Source organism: Pelotomaculum terephthalicicum JT (genome assembly GCF_022410535.1).
In the GTDB taxonomy this organism is placed as follows: Bacteria; Bacillota; Desulfotomaculia; order Desulfotomaculales; family Pelotomaculaceae; genus Pelotomaculum_D; species Pelotomaculum_D terephthalicicum.
The window spans coordinates 120,851-136,864 of the sequence record NZ_JAKNBL010000004.1 but is presented as its reverse complement, the minus strand read 5'-3'; the positions used below and the strand labels follow the sequence as shown (position 1 = coordinate 136,864).

13 protein-coding genes are annotated in these 16,014 nt (G+C 43.5%); 6 read left to right on the top strand and 7 right to left on the bottom strand.

The window, feature by feature from the left end:
- Positions 1-55: 55 nt before the first annotated feature.
- Positions 56-1,705, bottom strand: coding sequence for an FAD-binding protein (locus tag L9W92_RS05025; RefSeq protein ID WP_240082654.1), 1,650 nt, complete (start codon positions 1,703-1,705; stop codon positions 56-58).
- A gap of 119 nt (positions 1,706-1,824) precedes the next feature.
- Positions 1,825-2,433, bottom strand: coding sequence for a TetR/AcrR family transcriptional regulator (locus tag L9W92_RS05020; protein WP_240082653.1), 609 nt, complete (start codon positions 2,431-2,433; stop codon positions 1,825-1,827).
- Between the two features lie 420 nt (positions 2,434-2,853).
- Between L9W92_RS05020 and L9W92_RS05015 the strand changes: the two genes are divergently transcribed.
- The 6 genes from L9W92_RS05015 to L9W92_RS19115 all read left to right on the top strand — a co-directional run bounded on the left by L9W92_RS05015 (position 2,854) and on the right by L9W92_RS19115 (position 9,733).
- Positions 2,854-2,991: a hypothetical protein gene (locus L9W92_RS05015; RefSeq protein WP_240082652.1), complete on the top strand. Its 138-nt coding sequence runs from the start codon at positions 2,854-2,856 to the stop codon at positions 2,989-2,991.
- A gap of 266 nt (positions 2,992-3,257) precedes the next feature.
- Positions 3,258-3,902 carry a UbiX family flavin prenyltransferase gene (locus L9W92_RS05010; protein ID WP_240082651.1) on the top strand — a complete coding sequence of 215 codons (645 nt, stop codon included), beginning with the start codon at positions 3,258-3,260 and terminating at the stop codon, positions 3,900-3,902.
- A gap of 155 nt (positions 3,903-4,057) precedes the next feature.
- A complete protein-coding gene (locus L9W92_RS05005; protein ID WP_240082650.1) occupies positions 4,058-5,557 on the top strand; it encodes a UbiD family decarboxylase in 1,500 nt (499 codons plus the stop codon).
- 290 nt (positions 5,558-5,847) lie between these two features.
- Positions 5,848-7,026 (top strand): phenylacetate--CoA ligase family protein, encoded by a 1,179-nt coding sequence (locus L9W92_RS05000; protein WP_240082649.1) that lies wholly within the window; start codon positions 5,848-5,850, stop codon positions 7,024-7,026.
- Between the two features lie 339 nt (positions 7,027-7,365).
- Positions 7,366-8,868 carry an SLC13 family permease gene (locus L9W92_RS04995; protein ID WP_240082648.1) on the top strand — a complete coding sequence of 501 codons (1,503 nt, stop codon included), beginning with the start codon at positions 7,366-7,368 and terminating at the stop codon, positions 8,866-8,868.
- A 229-nt stretch (positions 8,869-9,097) separates the two neighbouring features.
- Positions 9,098-9,733: an MFS transporter gene (locus tag L9W92_RS19115; RefSeq protein WP_240082647.1), complete on the top strand. Its 636-nt coding sequence runs from the start codon at positions 9,098-9,100 to the stop codon at positions 9,731-9,733.
- On the opposite strand, the gene L9W92_RS04985 is transcribed toward L9W92_RS19115, so the two are convergent.
- From L9W92_RS04985 to nifH, 5 genes are all read right to left on the bottom strand, one after another.
- Complete coding sequence (locus L9W92_RS04985; RefSeq protein ID WP_240082646.1) at positions 9,696-10,841, bottom strand: double-cubane-cluster-containing anaerobic reductase; 1,146 nt, start codon at positions 10,839-10,841, stop codon at positions 9,696-9,698. The genes L9W92_RS19115 and L9W92_RS04985 overlap by 38 nt on opposite strands.
- An 18-nt stretch (positions 10,842-10,859) precedes the next feature.
- Positions 10,860-12,014 (bottom strand): double-cubane-cluster-containing anaerobic reductase, encoded by a 1,155-nt coding sequence (locus L9W92_RS04980; protein ID WP_240082645.1) that lies wholly within the window; start codon positions 12,012-12,014, stop codon positions 10,860-10,862.
- A gap of 254 nt (positions 12,015-12,268) precedes the next feature.
- Entirely contained in the window at positions 12,269-13,627 is a 1,359-nt protein-coding gene (locus L9W92_RS04975) for a nitrogenase component 1 (RefSeq protein WP_240082644.1), read from the bottom strand.
- Positions 13,628-13,629: 2 nt separating this feature from the next.
- Positions 13,630-15,183 (bottom strand): nitrogenase component 1, encoded by a 1,554-nt coding sequence (locus L9W92_RS04970; protein WP_240082643.1) that lies wholly within the window; start codon positions 15,181-15,183, stop codon positions 13,630-13,632.
- Positions 15,143-15,973 (bottom strand): nitrogenase iron protein, encoded by an 831-nt coding sequence (gene nifH / locus L9W92_RS04965; protein ID WP_240082685.1) that lies wholly within the window; start codon positions 15,971-15,973, stop codon positions 15,143-15,145. Before nifH ends, L9W92_RS04970 begins: the two co-directional genes overlap by 41 nt.
- Positions 15,974-16,014: the final 41 nt, after the last annotated feature.

The following is a 16,014-nucleotide window of genomic DNA, read 5'->3' as shown; positions in this document are numbered from 1 at the left end:
GTAGCCGGGGTTGGTGAAGACCAATCCCGGATTTATCCTAAATCACACTATATAACTATAGATTTTCCTTCTTCGGCTTTGTTGAAGCACACATTTCAAATCCTTTATTACCTTCAATATTAGTATTTATGATCCATTTCTCCCCAGCTTCATCAGGAAAGTCCTCGCGATAATGAGCACCACGGCTTTCTTTTCTTAGAAGAGCTGACAATACAACTGCTTCTCCTACTAAAAGCATATTTTCGGTTTCCAATTTGTTAATTAATTTCAGGTAATCGCTCACCTCGGTATCAGGAAGTTTTTCTTTTAGTTTTTCGATATCATTGACCATTCCTGATAGTCCTTCACGATTCCGGATAACACCGACCTTTTCCCACATCAGATCCTGTAACTCTCTACGTACTTCTTGCACTGAAAGCTGTTTTTTCCCTTCTGTATGAGATTCTAGATCCTTAATTGTAGATTGGAGATTTTCAATACTTAATATTTTTTTCTTGCTTCGGGCGTACTGGGCAGCGAACCGGCCGGTTATATTACCATAAACCCAGGCTTCCGTCAACGCGTTACCACCTAACCGGTTAGCCCCGTGCACGCCACCGTTAACTTCTCCCGCTGAATACAACCCCTCGATTCCCGTCTCCCCACGCTCATTAATTAGTATGCCTCCCATAAAGAAATGGGCAACCGGGGCAACAAGGAAGCGGTCTTTACCTGTTATGCCTTTTGGAATGAATTTTTGAAAATGCTTAATTTTATCTGCCGGGATGGTCGAAAGATCCAGCCAAACACCACCATTAATCCCCCTGCCTTCTTTGATCTCTTTTGCAATAGCTAAGGTCAAGGCATCCCTGGTCATTTTCGAATTGTCTTTTAAATTATGCCGCTGAGTAATGCTTTCCCCCAGACTATTGAGCAGCCTGGCACCTCCCCAATAAACTAATATTTCATAAATAACCATTTTTTTTACAAGGGAAGATTCGAGCAAACAAGTAGGGTAGTACTGCACAAACTCCATATCTGTAAGCGGGACTCCTAGGCGGTAGGCTAGGGCACAGCCATCACCTGTTGTGCCGGGAGCGTTGTTTGTTTGGGAATAAATCTGTCCAGCACCGCCAGTGGCAAGTACTATAGCTTTAGACTGAATTAAAATAAGTCCTTGTCGGACCGGATCTATAATCAATGCCCCAGCAATGTCACCCAGTTCGCTGCGGCAAAGGCGGACGACGAATACGCCAGCCAGAAAATTAACACCCAAATTTTTTGCGAAATTAAACAGTGGAAGCGTAAAATCCGTTCCAAAACTATTCTCTGTGACTACATTTCTGGCTGTAGAATGGCCGGGTAACGAGATTATCCGTAATTTATCGTTCTTTTTTTGTAGTGGAACACCATAACCTAGTAAATTTTTCACCTGTTCTTGAGCGCCGGAAGTCATGGTGCGAACCATTTTAGTCCGGTTAATCCACCTGCCCGCTGCAAGTGTATCCGTAAGATGCTGTTCAGGTGTATCACGTTCATCCCACAGCCCGGTTGATGCAGCAAAGGAGCCTCCTGAGATAGCAGTATTGTTGGAGCGTCCCGGACGGCTCTTACTAATCAGTAAAACTTCAGCGCCCTCTTTTTTGGATGAAATAGCGGCACACAAACCCGCACCGCCACCGCCGATAATCAGGACATCCGTATTTATTACCTCTAAAACATCCATGCTTAGCACTCCTCTTATCTTTTGGATACAGTTAAAATTTAGTTAGTCAAAACGAGCAAAAAAGCGGCGCGTTTAACTTGCCGAATAGCCGCAATTTTACTGTGGCGCATGGTTTTAACTTACTTAGCTAACATACGGTCGCAAATAAGATTGCTGAAATAATCAGCTATATGTTCTGCGCTATAAGGACCATCATGTTTGTACCATTGAATTATCCAATTACATGTGCCTAATATCGCAAAAACAGTAAGTTTAATGTCAACTGAAGGAAATTCATCAACCCGAATTCCTTCCTCCAAAGTTTCTCGCAGCAGCTTTTCATAAAGATTCCGCTTATAGATATAATTTTCTCGGTGTTCTAAGCTGAGTTTGTCAATTTGATTAGTAGCAATCACAAGGTTCTCATTATTTCTTGTTAAATGTAATATATGAATTTCAACCAAATGCTTTAACCTTTCTCGAGGGCTTTGTTCATATTGTTTATATACCTGTTGAGCAAGAACAAGAAGACGGTCAATTCCTTCATTTACAACCTCATTAAGCAATTCTTCTTTACTGCTAAAATGATAGTACAAACTACCTTTTAAAATGTTAACTCTGTCAGCAATATCTTTCATCGAGGTTTCAATATAACCTAAACTTCGAAAAAGCTTAGCTGCGACTCGTATTATTTCATCCCGCTTATTTAGGCTTAAAGTAGATTGATTCATATTTTTTTCTGTATCCAATGGCAATCTCCCCACTCCTTGTAGTAGTATTTATTTTAAAAAATTATATCGAATACCTATTATCTTCTCTTATTATTTTTTGGATTGCCTTACTAGTATTACATGTCTAGCCGAAATACATAACTTAGGCTTGCCTGTATTCTTTTGAATATCACATTTAGTTATTACTATTTAGAATTTAAAGTGCTCAGCTTAAGTCATCTACCCTTCTTAAATTGTTAATTCAACCAAACGGCCGGTAGTTTGATTGAATCGTATAATAATAAGAATATATTAGTCAAGATAGATTTCTCAACCGGTAAAATACTTATAGCCAATGGTAATTATTTATGGTCGAGTTGTCTTTATAAGTTGGTGCAAGCTATCGTTCTCTATATATGCATTGCCGGCTGACTGCCGCATTGCCCCAACCTTCCAAAGATGAGAATATCCCAAATTTCTCTTAATGTACAGGTGCTGGTTTTTGACGCTTACTTTTCGACTTTTGTCCGTGTATGCTACGACAGTGCCTTTGAACAGTTTAACCTTAAGTTATTCCCACTGGGTACCGATATTTGACTGGTAAGAAAAATAAACTTGTTCTTATTATTCTATTGTTGTACACTTAACCAACCAACCAAACGGCCGGTTGGTTGTAATCAAAATAACTCTTTAACCAAAAGATGAGGGGCGATTAATAACATCGTTTCTCAAGTATCTCCCTTAGCTTGGGAGCGATAAACCGCCCCTGTTTTTTTAATAAATTTTAATATGAAAGCTATGCTCGCTTTAATGCTTTGATGTGAAAGGCTGATTGTAAGATAATACATAGGAGGGCGTAAGACATGGATGTTCAGCGAATTATTGTTGCTATCACGGGTGCTACCGGAGCAATTTATGGTGTTCGATTACTTGAGGCTTTATGCGAATGTCCAGGTGTGGAAACACATCTTATATTAAGCAACTGGGCAGAGAAAACAATTGAGCTGGAGACAAATTATACAGTTGACTCAGTACGTAAAATAGCTCATTATTGCCATGAGCTGCGTAATGTAGGGGCACCAATTGCCAGTGGTTCATTCCAAAGCAGTGGCATGGTTGTGATACCATGCAGCATGAAAACATTGTCGGCAATAGCCCATGGTCTGGCTGAAAATCTAATTATCCGTGCAGCAGATGTGATGCTAAAGGAAAGAAAGAAAATAATTTTGGTCCCGCGTGAAACCCCACTGAGTGCTATTCACCTTGAGAATATGCTTGCAGTGAACAGAGCGGGGGCATATCTGGTTCCACCTATGCCAGCTTTCTACAACCATCCGGATTCTATTGACGACTTGGTTAACCACCTGGTTGGACGGGTGATGGACCAGCTTGGATTACCGCATAAACTAATGCGTCGATGGGGTGAAGTAGGTTTGGTTGGGGCACGACCAGTAAAGTTGAACAAAGTAGAGCAGACCTTAATAAGTACCACTGGCTTTAATGTTTGACTGGTAGAGTAACCGGCGCATTTTTTATTGCCATAAACCAACCGGCCGTTTGGTTGAATTAGCGATTTAGAGGAGGTGGGAATGACTTTAAGCTGATCACTTTAGATTCTAAATAGTAAAAAAAAATAACAACATAACGTAGGAGGTTTTAAAAAATGGCTTATAAAGATTTACGTGAATTTATGAGTAAACTTGAGGAAAGAGGAGAATTAGTACGGTCTTCTGTGGAATTAGAAAGTGGTTACGAAATATCTTCGTTGATGTGGGAGCTAGCAGATCGCCAGGGGCCAGCGTTGTTTTTCAAAATAAAAGGTTACGACATACCGGTACTCATGAATACGCATGGTACTTTAGAACGTAATTGTATGGGCTTAGGTTTAGAGCCCAAGGAAACTTTTAAAGAGAACTTTTTAGCTATCCGGAACCGTATTGCAGAGTTTCTTGAGGATAAAAGCCAATGGCTGAAACCCACAATAGTTAAAACCGCTCCCTGCCAGGAGGTTGTGATTACCGGTGATGATGTAGATCTGTACAAGCTTCCTGTGTTTAAATGGAGTCCGTTGGATGGCGGTCCTTATATTACACTAACCAATATTATTACTAAGGATCCAATTTCCCCAGGTTATAGACAAAATACTGGTATGTACCGGGTGATGATCCATGACAAAAATACTACCGGCGTCATGTGTTGCGCCACTCAGGATATTGGAATTCACGTTGCCAGGGCTCGTGCAAAGGGGATGAAAACGATCCCGGTAGCCATTGCTTTAGGAGTGGACCCGGTGATTAATATTTGTTCTACAACTAAGATGGGTTCATTCCTCGATGATGAATTTGAATTTGCAGGCGGCCTTAGAGGTGAACCGGTGGAAATGGTCAAAGGGAAAACTGTAGATTTATTAGTTCCGGCTACTGCTGAAATTATTATAGAGGGAGAATTAGATATACAACCTGAAAATGCAAGAATTGAGGGCACGTTTGCTGAATGGATGGGTTACTATGAAGAACCGATGATGTTGCCCCAGTTCCATGTAACAGCAATTACCCATCGGCGTGATCCAATTTACCAATCGTGTATTTTAGGCCACCCCAATAACGAGGGGGAAATGATTAGGATGCCTGTTATTCAGGCCAATAACTACAACACATTAAAAAAGACAGTGGTAGGTTTTCGCGAATTCTGGGCGCCGCATAAATCTCGCGGCTATAAAGTGATAGTTCAAGTTAATAAGCACTATCCTGGCTGGGGTAAGCAGGCTGGTCTCCAGGCCATTTCCACAGGACAAGGATTTGCGGCTGCTAATTACGTTGTGGTTGTTGATGAGGATATTGATATTTTCAATACGGAGGAAGTTGACTGGGCCATAGCTACTAGAATGGACCCGGCTGAGGACGTAATTCTTTTACCGAAAGTTGGAGTTTATCCTTTGAACCCGGCAGGCTCCGGTCGAACAGATGTAGACCCGGTTTCAGGATATACTGAGTTTACTTATTGCGGGAAGATGGTAATCGATGCTACCAAAAAAATAGCATCCGAAAACCGCCGTCCTACAAGTATCCCAGTTGTTCCAGACCGGGAGGCATTTGAGCAGATTATAGCTAAATGGAATGACTATGGCCTTGCCAAATGGACTAAAGCGAAAGATATTTATTAAATGTTTAGGGCTTAAATACCTTTTAACTTGAATTGGGAAATATAATATAAAAATGAAAGGGGAGAAAGATAATGGGTATAGCTAAAAATATTTTGGTTATACCCATTGATTAAAATATGGATAAACACTTATTAACAAAGTTGCAATATTCCGCCCCACCAGAGAGTCAGCTTGTCGAACGGGCAAATTATGAGGTAATCAGGGAGATCCAGAGCCAGGGTTTACGCAGATTAGTTAAACATTGCTGGGAGCATGTTCCTTTTTACCGGAGCTTTTGGGGAAAAATGGGATTGTATCCTGAGGATATTCGGGGAATCGAAGACATAGGCAAGCTGCCTGTGATTAATAAGGCGGAAATAGAAAAGAATCTAAAAGAAAATCCCCCTTTTGGCACTTTTCAAGGTGATTTGCCTGCTTGTCGCATTCAAAGCAGCACGGGAACAACGGGCATGCCGAAGCCATTTTTTCAAAGCAAGCATGATTGGGACGTACTCGGTAATCTATGGGCCAGGAGGCTAAATGCTCAAGGGATAACCGCAGAGGATCGGGTGCAGGTCTCTTTGACTTACGCGTTATTTATCCCTGGATTTACTTCCACTGAAGGGATTATGAAATTAGGGGCCATGGTGATCCCGCTTGGCAGCGGGGCAGTAACAAACACTGAGCGGCAAGTTACATTAGCCCGAAATTGGGGAGCCACATGTTTGTTGATGACACCTTCTTTTGCTCTTCATTTTGCTGATGTTGCGGAAAAAATGGGCTTTGATTTAAAGAAAGATTTTCAAGTGAAGAGACTTATTCACACCGGTGAACCTTTACCTCCGGCGATGCGGCAGCGGATTGAAGAACGATGGGGTCTTCCCGCATATGACAACTGGGGTAGTGTGGAGACCGGGGCGCCAACCTTTGAATGTGAGCTTAAGAATGGTGTTCATATTAATGAGGATGCTTATTATTTTGAAGTTACTGAGCCGGAAACCGGTAATAGCTTGCCCGATGGCAAAGAAGGATTGCTGACGGTGACAACATTATTTAAGGAATCATCACCCCTTGTAAGGTACAATATCGGTGACTTTACGAAAATAATACCTGAATCATGCTCTTGTGGACGGGCTTTCCGGCGAATGGCCAGCGTACATGCCCGCGTCGACGACATGGTTAAAGTGCGTGGCAGCGCAATCTATCCTACATCAGTGGAACCGGTAGTTCGTAAATATAGTGAATTAGGTAGTGAATATCGTTTGGTTGTGGACAATGTCAATAACAAGGACATCATTAAATTACAGGCAGAAATTATGCAAGACTGCTCTACGGATGAACTTAAAGAAAAAATACTAAATGATGTTAATAATGTTCTGGGAATTAAGTGCAATGATGTAGAGTTATTACCATTCGGCACCCTGGCTCAGGAAGCTTCGGCTGCCGGTAGAATTAAATTCAAAAGGCTTCTTGATTTGCGTAAAAAATAATCTGGTAAATCAGAAGATTTAACTAATTGTGATATTCAATTAAGAATATTGCTTGATTTTCCAAACCGACACCTTTTCTCAATCCTCTAATTAACAATATACACCTCAAACAATAAAAATGAGTGTTGGAGAAGGTCTCACCAACGGCAAAATGCTGAGCCCTTTTCCACACTCGTTATCAAACATCTATTAAATTTAACATGACTATGTAGAATCTTGCAAGGGCTTTTTATTTGTTTTTTAGCCTTTGAGATGAAAATATCTTTGGAGCCTTCCGCAAACACATCTATAACGGTTAGTTCAGAGAATAACAATAATTATAATGAGGTGAAAATATAAATGAATTCTATCAGTTCAGTTACTGAGAAATCAGGTTTGCAAAAACCACTTTTAGCTGGTGCCAGAAAACCAGTTTGGTTATTATTTGCGGTAATTTTTGCTTCTGTAATTATGCTCTTACCAACTCCTGTCGGACTTACTTTATATGGCAAGGCTTCATTGGCAGTCTTTTTACTTATTGCCATGATATGGGCGTCCGAGGCAGTTACATTTGATATTACGGGTCCCCTATTAATTACTTTAGTTACCCTGGTTACCTGGGGAGTAGGTGGCATGACAAGCACTAATGCTATGAAGTTTGCGCTATCTGGTCTCAGTGATTCTGCAGTCTGGTTGATTTTTGGAGTATTTATTCTCTCTACAGCAGCTATTGAAACTAATTTAGCATATCGTCTGGCTTATTTTATAGTAGCCCGGGCTGGGGCTAAGCCCCGCATATTAACTTTAGCTTATATGCTATTAGAGTATCCATTATCTTTGTTAATGCCGAGCATTACAGCTCGAGCTGGTTTTATGGAGCCTATTTGCCGGGCTACAGTTATCTCAACAGGAGCATTACCAGTTGAGGAATCCCTTAAACTTGGCCAGCAACCAAGCAAGTTTGCAAAATTGATTTATTTATCTAACCTATATGCTATATTACTTAGTGGTATTTCTTTTTTAACGGCAGCTACAACATGGCCTTTTGTAGCTGCCTTATTAAAAAAATTAACTGGTTTCGACTTAACTTGGGGGTACTCTGTAATATTGTTTTTACCAACAGCTTTAATTTTAACTATTATAGCCTGGTTTTATTTGAATTGGTTTTTTCAACCGGAATTCGATATAGCAACTGGCGGTCAGCAAAAAGCGCAAGATGAATTACAAAGATTAGGCCCAATGTCAATTCGTGAAAAACAAACATTATTTATTATTTCTATAGCTATTATTTTATGGGCTACCGACTTTATACACCATTTAGGGCCTACAGTGATAGCTTTAGGAGTCGGCTGGTTTTTATGGTTATTTGGCATTGTGACCTGGCAACAGGTTAGCCGCAACACCCCTTGGGGTTTATTAGTGGTTCTAGGCTCAGCACTGGCATTTGGAAACTTAGTGGAGCAAAGCGGCGCCATGGCATGGATCGGCGGAGTCGTACTAAACTTAACCAATGCTATGCCAATATTACTGATATTTACTATACTTGTTTTCGTAAGCACTATTGTAAGATCAATGGAAGCCTCTGGTATAGCTTTAATCGTGCCCATTGCCCCGATAATTGTTGCCGCCGCCAAAGGATGGAATATCCCCGGCGCAGAAACTGTATTGCTGATGGTTATTGGTACAGTCGGTCATGCCGCTTATCTTTTGCCAATGCAAATGACAAGCAATATGGTGATGTATAGCGGCGGTTATTTTGAAGTCAAGGATATGCTTAAGTCAGGCTGGGCTTTTGTCTTGATATATTTGCTCTTTTGGATAATAACGGCTTATACGTATTGGAAATGGCTTGGCCTTTGGTAGTTTGTTTTTAAAAAGAGATAGATGCATTTAAATAATAGTGTAATAATTAAGGTTTCGCCTCAATCCTTAAAAGATGTTAATTAGCAAATAATAAACAGCTTTAAAGAGAGGCGAAACCTTCTTATTTATCTTGGATAATTGCCGAACAGGTTCGGGAGGCGGCAGTTGCGGCGAAGCAGATTGCGGATGACAAATATAATTAATAATAATAAAATTAACAATAATTCAGGTGTTTAATGAAAAAAAGAATGACCGGGAAACCCAAGTGGTCCAGGGTATCGGTGGCGGAGCTATTATGCCGGTCAGCATGGCTATCGTATACAGGATCGTCCCCAGGGAGAAAATCGGCCTGGCTCTCGGGGTCTGCGGTATGGCGGCGGTATGTGGCCCGGCTGTCGGGCCGACTCTGGGGGGCTATATTGTAGACCACCTAAACTGGCGGTTTATTTTTACAATGGATATTCCCATTGGTGTCACCGGCCTTATATTAATGCCCGCCGCTATTGTGACAACGCTAATGATGCCGGTAAGCGGCTTTCTTTCTGACCGTTTTGGCCCGAAAGTCCTGGCTGTTGCCGGCTTGACCTTGACAGCCTGGGGGACTTTGGAATTCCGTAATCTGAGTTTGAATACAAGCAATCATAGCGTAATGCTCTTAGCAGCCGTAAGATCTTTAGGCATGGGCCTGGCGATGATGCCCATTACCACTGCCAGCATGAACACTGTTCCGGCCAACCAGGTGGGCAGGGCCTCCGCCCTAAGCAATGTCAGCCACCAGGTTGCCGATATCTATGACTCGCGTGCATATGCGTTGGGCAAGAGCTTCATTAATTTATCATCTCTAAGAACGCGGCAATTCTGGTAGTTAGTTGTCCAATTGTCTCCTGTGAATAATCAGTTTCTAAGTTTAGATAGGGAATATTTTTTTGGTTAACCACATCTTTGACTCGTTTTGTTTCCACATTATAAGTGTGACAGGTCTGCAGTATGACATCCACAACCCCATCCACCATATATTCGTCAATATAATGAGAGATCATGTCCATGCGGTGATCATTGGGACTCATGCACGCGCAGCCTGACTTTATATACCTGGTTGTTAACGCGTCAAACGGGTCGCCTGTTTCCTGAACGCCATCTTCTTTGTCCTTGATGGCTGCGCAGTTCTCAAAGCAGACTACCACACCGCCATTATCCTCTATGATTTTAATGATATTTTCAGTGGCATCCCCCAAGGGCGAGCCGGTGACCATTATTCTCTTCGCAGTAGCCGGCACCGCACTGCCGTTTTTTTCATAGTCCTCCTTGATGGCATTTGTCAGTTTCACAACCTTTTCGATTTCTGTTTCTTTATCAGCAATAAACAATGTGGCCTGAATAACTTTTCTCATATCGAAACCATAAATCGGCGGTGGCACCATTTTCCCCATTTCATAGAAATTCCTCAAGGCTTTTCTTTCTCTATTTCTTAATTTGATTCTATCCCGGATAGCATCATCTGTGATTTCAATATCTAATTCTTTCTCCAGGGCTTCCTTTAACTTCACCATTTCGGATCTGTAGTACCGGTAAGAGCCTTCCGCTTTCGGATTTTGGTGCAAATGCATAATATGCATGGGTTTCAAGTCGCTTAAAAACTCATACATCTTTTTCTTGCCATCACAGGTGGTTTCACCTATGAGCATATCCGAAAAATAAAAATAAGGGCATTTACCGGTAATAGCAAAGCCGTAGCTTGATTTGATTAATGGACAAAGATTAGCCGGCAGATGCTGCTCCGCGTCAGGAATCGTAGTGTCGGACATGCCGCAAAGCCATACGGCGATGGCTCCTGAAGCGGTAATGATCTCCCAGGGCGCGAATCCGCAGTACACACCTACCACCTTTTTTCCCTGGTCTTTTAATTCCTTTGTCAATATAAATCCATTTTGTCTGGCTTCGGCAAATTCGTTCAACATGGGGGTAAAATCCATTGTTTTTTTCTCCTTAATTTATATAGACAGCATTTCAATAAAGGCGCTGACCCTGGTGTTGAGCTGACCTGATTCGGAATGAGCAAGGTTGGTTTCAAGACTCATATATCCGGTGTGCTTCTTATCTTTGACTAACCGTCTCAGCGGTACGGTTTCCACGCTGTAGGTAAGGCAGGCCCGCAGCACGAAATCGATTACTCCATCTACTTGATAGTCGTCAATAAGTCTTGCTACCAGCTCCATCCTGTTATGATTCGGCGACATAACCGGGCATGGTATTCGCAGATATTTTTCCGCTATAGCGGAGAAGGGCTCCATATCCTCGTTGACCAAGCCGCCGGTCCCCTTCAACCAGTCACAAGTTTCAACGCAGACAATATTGCCGCCGGCTTTCTCGATAATGTTGATAATCCCGGTCATCTTTTCTCCCAGCAGACAGCCGGTCAGCAGTATTCGTGGAGAATTATCATATTCTTTCACATCTGCATCTGGGGGTCCGCTTTTTATATGCCGGATCATGGCATAGAGGTCTTCTAAAGCTTTTTCACGATCAAGTCTGTAGTCAAAATTACCAAGTATGCTGTATGCTTCAGAACTCATTAATACTCCGGGATGGGCACGCCAGTCCTCATAGAACTCTTTAACGGCAAGTCTCTGCGAATTTTTTTGTTTGATGGCGTCCTTGAGCTTAGCAATGGTGATGTCAACCTCAAATTCCTGTTCAAGTCTGCTTTTTAATCTCCTCATTTCATTTATCCACAGCAATGACTCTTCATGACCGGTATTTTTTTGAGGCAGCTGCATAATATGGGTTGGTTTAAGTTCTCTTAAGTATTCATACATTTTTTTCTTGCCGTCACAGGTTGTCTCCCCAACAACTAAATCCGCGGCTTCAAAGTATGGGGATTTGCCGCTTACCGCCTCGCCAAAGCTGGATTTAACTATGGCGCATAGATTGCGAGGCAGATGGACCTCCCCTTCCTGGACATATTGATCTGAACTGTTGCATAGCCTGAGCGGCACGGCCCCGGCAGCCAAGATTATCTCGGTCGGTGTATAAGTGCAGTAATAGCCTGCTATTTTGGCTCCTTCTTTTTTCAGCCTGTTTAATTCCTGAACAGCATCAGACCTGGCGTTTTTAAACCGGTCAATGATTTGTTTCTTTTGCTCCATTAGTTCGTTTCCTTCCCTACTTTATAAGCAGCCCGGTAATATTGTGTTGCAGCTGTTGGTGTCAATTCATATGAGGAAGATGTGCGGAATCCCCCAAGCATAAAATGAACTTGGTCGTCAACCAATGGGGGAAGATGACAATTTAATTATATAAAAGTTCTTTTTTATATTCTAATAAAATTTATATATGAGAATCTTGAATAGAATAGAAAATATCTATGTTCGAGAATGAGACCGTGAGGAGAATGCAACAGCTAAATAAATACCAAGTCATTTTCCGGACAATCCCTCTCCAGCCTGTCCATTAGCGCATTTAAAATCATATCCAGAACGCGTATGGCTCCCCTGTAGCCAACGACAGGCAAATAAGAATGGACATGTCTGTCCATGACGGGAAATCCTATTCTGACGAACGGCAGATCCTCGGCTCTGGCTAATAGTTTGCCGTGGGTATCGCCCATCAGCAAATCCACCGGGTCATTTTTGAGCCATTGCTGCAGGTCGAAAAGGTCGGCCGGACTTTTAGCCCTGCCGTCTATCTTGTATTTCCTGAAAATCTCCCGCATTCTATCCTCAAAATATGCGCCCGGGGTTCCGCTGACAGCGTATTGGGGGATCATGCCGATACCGGCAGTAAACTCGGCAAGGGCTATGATCAGATCGGGGTCGCCGAACAAAGCGATTTTTTTGTGATAAAAATACGGATGGGCGTCCAGGATGATATCAATGACCTGTTCTCTTTCTTCTTCCAAATCATAAGAAACATCCTGGCGGCTTATTTGTTTCAGCGCCATAATAAAGCGATCTGTAGCTTCTATCCCAATGGGCAAATCCATTAATTCCAGGGGCACTCCGCATTGATCCCTGAGTTGGACGGCTGCCGCTTCCGATGCATATTTGCCCAGAGCAAAAGTCTTCATGCAATTGCCCAAGTCAATAATGTCCGCTACTCTGGTGCCGCCCGCGGGATATTCATTAATCTTTTCCAGCCCGCGTTGCCCAAATACACCGCAGGTATCGGGCAGCATAATGTAATGCACTCCCATAAGACCGCTAATCCGCTTGATTTCCTTCATGTCGCCGGGGTTGACAAATCCCGGCAGGATACAGACCTTATCGTTCGGGGAGCCGGAATCTACGGCTAAATATTGGATAGCTGAAGCTGTCAAGTTGGCAAATCCGGTGATATGCGAACCGGTGTAGCTGGGCGTATTGGCATGAATGAGGTATTTCCCTTCAGGCAGGGGGAAATCGCACAGGCAGGCTTTAATATCATCACCTATTGTTTCACTGAGGCAGGTAGTATGTACCGCGATAATTTCCGGATTATACAAATCAAAAATATTTTTTACGGCGGTTTTCAGGTTGGCGTCACCGCCGAATATGGCGGCGGATTCTTTTAAAACGCTGGTTGTTACCTTAAAAGAGCGGCGAAAATGTCTTTGCAATAAGGTTTTCTGATAGCGGCTGCAGCCTGATGAGCCATGGCTGTGAGGCATGCAGCCATGAATACCCAGGGAAGCGTATATTGCTCCCAAGGGCTGGCAGCCGGCCAGCGGATTAATACGCAGGGCCTGCCTCGTAATTGGTTCTCGCGGTGTTAAATCGAGCATGCTCATATCCTCCTCCAGGGTGCGACATCGTTCTGCCAAACCGCCATATTCATCGTCATTAACAAGTCCCGCGCCAAATGGACGGCTCCTTGGAATCCGCCATAATCAAACCGGTATTCGTCGGCGTTGAAGAAGCAGGAAGGAGAAGCGGCGCCGACTCCCGCAAATTTTTCTTTGATCCCGGGGAAGTAAATATCAGGCTGAAGGGCTATAAGCAATTGTTCGGTTTCACTCTGACTGAGATTGGATATCAGGATACTGCCCAAAGCGGGATTGGAACGGACAGCGTGATCATGCGCAAGCTTTATTTTTGTTTTTATTTTTTCGTATAAGCTGACGGGAAAGTTAATATGGTAGTGTTCCAAGTCGGTATCGTACCGCGTGTCGTCTTGGGTGGCGGGAGCGTTGCCACCGCTTTCTATCGCTGACAGGAAGCCTATTTCATTCTGCCCGGGAAGGCACAATAGCTCGTTGCCTACTGTAACGGGACTGACTTCCAGGTCGGCAAGCAGTGCTTTATAATGGCGGGTGACAAATTCATCTTCAAAGATTACCGCAACTTTATCTTTTAATTTCAATTTATAATTGTCCATACTGTCTTTAACCCGTTCCAGCTCTTTGGCAATTAAGTCTTCTGTTTTGCTTAAAAGCTCCGGATTGCCGAAAAAACCGGCCATGTTTTTTAAAGAATTAATGATGTTGTCCATCCCGATAAAGTTAAATCTCAACCACCTGGTGCCAAATTTATCCTGCATGACATCCACCAAATCCGCCACGACCTTGTCACTGCTGAACAGATTTAATTTAGCCTGCTGGGCGCTTTGCAAGTCGTCATAGCTGCCGTCCCCCATTAAAACCGCTACGATATCATAGCCAATCTGTTGAAAGATCCGGGCAATTTCTTTCGCTCTCCGGCCGTTGTAAAATTCACCGATTATATTAACCGGATATTTTCCCACATTTTTTTGCCCGGTGCCGATAACGTTCTCAATTATCCCAAGATTAGCCAATCTATAGCCGGGGATACTTTTAAAACCTTCACAAGAAAAAGACAGCACTTTAATTCCATGTTCCTTCTCGGCTGCTTCCGCGATTGCCTGCACATCATCGCCGATCAGCCCTACCGGACAAGTGGAACAAATGGCTATGACCGGAGGATGAAAAATTTCCACCGCTTCTTTAATAGCCTGTTGAAGCTTTTTTTCCCCGCCGAAAATGATATCGCTTTCTTCCATATTGGTGGAAAAGCTGTAACTGTAATAATCGTGCCGCGCATTTGCCGGTCTGTGATGGAGGCGGTTGCCGCCCCAGGAATAATAGGAACAGCCCGCCGGCCCGTGGGTAATGATTAAAATACCGCTGATCGGACTTAACACCAGCCCCCGGCAGGCCATGTAGCAGCAGCCGTGCTTGCACAGGACGCCGGGTATGTCCATCATTAAGGTGCTCAGGTCCCTTTCTCCGGTGAGAAATTTGTTCTGGGTATGGATACGTTCAGTTAGCGACACTATTTCTTCACGCTCCCCACTGGCCGGCCAAATCTTCCAGTTCCTCAAGTTCCATAGGCGTAGGTATGACCAAGTCCCTGTTTTCGTCAATACTGTCGGCCAGACTAGCGTATTTTTGGGCCTGCGAAGATTCGGGGGCATATTGAACTACGGTTTGTTTATTAATCTCAGCCTGATGGACAATACTGTCCCAGGGGATAAACTCAATCATCCGGCTGCCGAGTTTTTCGGCGAAAGCTTTGATTAGTTCTTCTTCTTTCTTAATCCGGCGCGCATTGCAGATAATCCCGCCAAGGCGGGCCCCGCCGGTAGCCGCGAATTTTTTTATCCCTATGCAGATATTATTGGCGGCGTACATGGACATCATCTCACCCGAGGTTACGATATATATTTCCCGGGCTTTTCCTTCCCGGATCGGCATGGCAAAGCCGCCGCAGACCACATCCCCTAAGACATCGTAAAATATATAGTCCAGATCGGCGGTATAGGCGCCCATGCTCTCCAGCAGGTCGATGGCAGTAATAATGCCCCGCCCTGCGCAGCCCACCCCGGGCTCAGGACCGCCTGACTCCACACAGCGGATGCCGCCAAAACCGGATTTTAACACATCGTCCAGCTTTACTTGGCCATACTGGCGTAAAGTATCCAGAACCGTTTGCTGTCTTTTCCCGCCAATGAGCATTCTGGTGGAATCCGCTTTGGGATCGCAGCCTATCTGCATGATGATTCTTCCTTTTCCGGCCAGGGCGGCAGTCAGATTCTGGGTAATCGTCGATTTGCCGATGCCGCCTTTACCGTAAATCGCTATTTGTCTGCGTTTCTTACTTTCCTTATGCATATTTTTCCCCTTCCCCTGCTGTTCCACGGAGCGGCCTGAAG